The 2,280-nt window shown below is 32.0% G+C and carries 2 protein-coding genes; both read left to right on the forward strand.

What is annotated here, in order from left to right; genetic code table 11:
* On the forward strand, positions 1–1,053 hold a 1,053-nt coding region (locus RR409_RS01820; protein WP_332556009.1), incomplete at its 5' end, for an MFS transporter.
* 81 nt (positions 1,054–1,134) lie between these two features.
* On the forward strand, positions 1,135–2,010 hold the full coding sequence (locus RR409_RS01825) for a PHP domain-containing protein (RefSeq protein ID WP_332556010.1): 876 nt from the start codon (positions 1,135–1,137) through the stop codon (positions 2,008–2,010).
* Positions 2,011–2,280 lie beyond the last annotated feature (270 nt).

Here is a 2,280-nt window from a genome sequence, read left to right on the forward strand (position 1 = left end):
GTAATGTTTGCAGCAATGTCTATTGCAAGCTTTGTTATGTCCCCAATATGGGGAAGTCTTGCGGATAAATATAGGGATAGACGACTATTTATGTACATCCCTACCATTGGCTATGGCCTTGCTCAATTAGGGTTTGGTTTCTCTACTTCAGTTGGTATGATAATATTTTTTAGAATCCTTGGAGGAGCCTTTTCTTCTTCTGTTTTCACAAATGCTATTGCTTATATTATAGATGAGACAAGCATTGAAGAAAGAAATAAAGCTATTGCAAATTATACAGCTATTACTGGGTTTGGTGTGTCACTAGGCTATTTAGCAGGAGGTTATATTGGGTCAAAGGATTATCATTATGCTTTTGCTTTTCAAGCAGCAGGTCTTATTATTCATGCTATGCTCATGAGATTCTTCCTTCCAAAGAGTGAGGTTCATGCTAAGACTGAAGTAATGGCATCAGAAAATCTAAAGGGATCTTTTAAAAGTAACTTTATGGCATATCTATCAACTTCACTTGGAGTTTTGCTTTTAGTGGTACTATTAACTTCCTTTTCAAATACAGCTTACTCCAATGGTGTAAATTATTATTTAAAGAAGTATTTGAACTTAAACCCACTGCAAATAGGCTATTATATGGCCTTTACTGGAATCATTGGAATGATAGCAAATATCTACTTAACCCCAAGGCTATCTAGAAAAATGGGAGATAAAAAATCCTTAAAATACGTTTTACTGGCAATAGGTGTAACCCTTATGATTATTGGAATGCAAGAGAATATACTAGCTAAGGCAACAATAGGTATATTTGTATTATTCATTTTTGTGCTTTCTATGTTTAACCCCTTGTTACAAACTATGGTGTCTAAGCATAGCAAAAATGAGCATGGAAGGATAATGGGACTGCAAAGCTCTATAAACTCTGTAGGTATGGTGGGAGGTTCCTTATTCTCAGGTGCCTTAATGGATTCCTATCCAAACCTTTCCTTTATGGTGGCAGCTGCACTATTTTTAATTTCTTATTTAATAGTTCAATTTAACAAAAAGTTGAGTAACAAATAGAGTGATGGTGAAGTTTCTTGCATTACCCTATAAAGTTATATAAAATTAAATATATAACTTTTAATAAGGAGCTATAAAATTATGATAGATTTACATATACATACCACCACTTCAGATGGTTCAGATGAACCCAAAGAAATTCTTGTAAAAGCGCAACAATTAGGATTAAAATATATTTCTATTACAGATCATGATTCCATTGGGGCTTATAAAAAGCTTAGAGATATTAATATTCATAACTACTTTGAAGGAAAGATTATTCCAGGTTGTGAATTTTCAGCGGTGCATAATGGGAAACCAATTGAAATATTAGGCTATGGTATAGATTTTGATATCATAAGCTCAACAGTATTAATTTCAGATGATACATTTTATGAGAGGGAAAATGAATATCTAAAGAAACTAGTTGAAATATGCAAAAATCTTGGCCTTAAATTCAGTAATAATTTATCAATTAAGGGAAAATATTTTGCAACTCAAATAATCCATGATGACCTAAAAAAATATCCTGAAAATGAAAAGTATCTTGGCAAGGAAATCTATGAAAATATTAACGTATTTTATAGAACTTGTGTAAATAATGCGGAGAGTCCATTCTTTATTGATATGCTGAAGTATTGGTTCACAGTAGAGGAAGCTACATCTCTTATAAAAAAAGCAGGTGGAAAGTCCTTCCTTGCTCACCTTTATGGATACTACGTAGATAATCATGAAGATTTCCTAAATTCAATAGTATCTTTAAAGGCTCTTGATGGAATAGAATGTTATCATTCTCTTCATTCTATGGAAAAAACAAAGCATCTGCTTAATTATTGTAAGGAACATAACCTTTATGCCTGTGGTGGAAGTGACTATCATGGAAAACTGAAGCCTAATGTAAAAATGGGTGAAAGCATTATTGATACAAAAATACCTTTCGATATCTTAAAGCCATGGCTTCCAAGTAATGTTATATAGCTAAAAGATTGAATTATGTTGATGTTTAGATAATTTATTAAAGGTAAAAAGCCCTAATCAAAATTGATTAGGGCTTTTAATAATTTTAATTCTAGGCTGTTTTAAAAAAAGATGTTGATTAAATGCCCACCATCATGGTGGGTGGTACATTAAAAACTTATTCTAATTTAATCATCATAAGAAAATTAACTACTACTAAAATTTTCTGCTCCAATCCCAAGTCTCATGAACTGATTCAACCTTGAAGCCTAAATCCCAATAAAACTGTTG

It is taken from the genome of Clostridium sp. (assembly GCF_036642255.1).
Lineage (GTDB): Bacteria > Bacillota > Clostridia > Clostridiales > Clostridiaceae > Clostridium_J.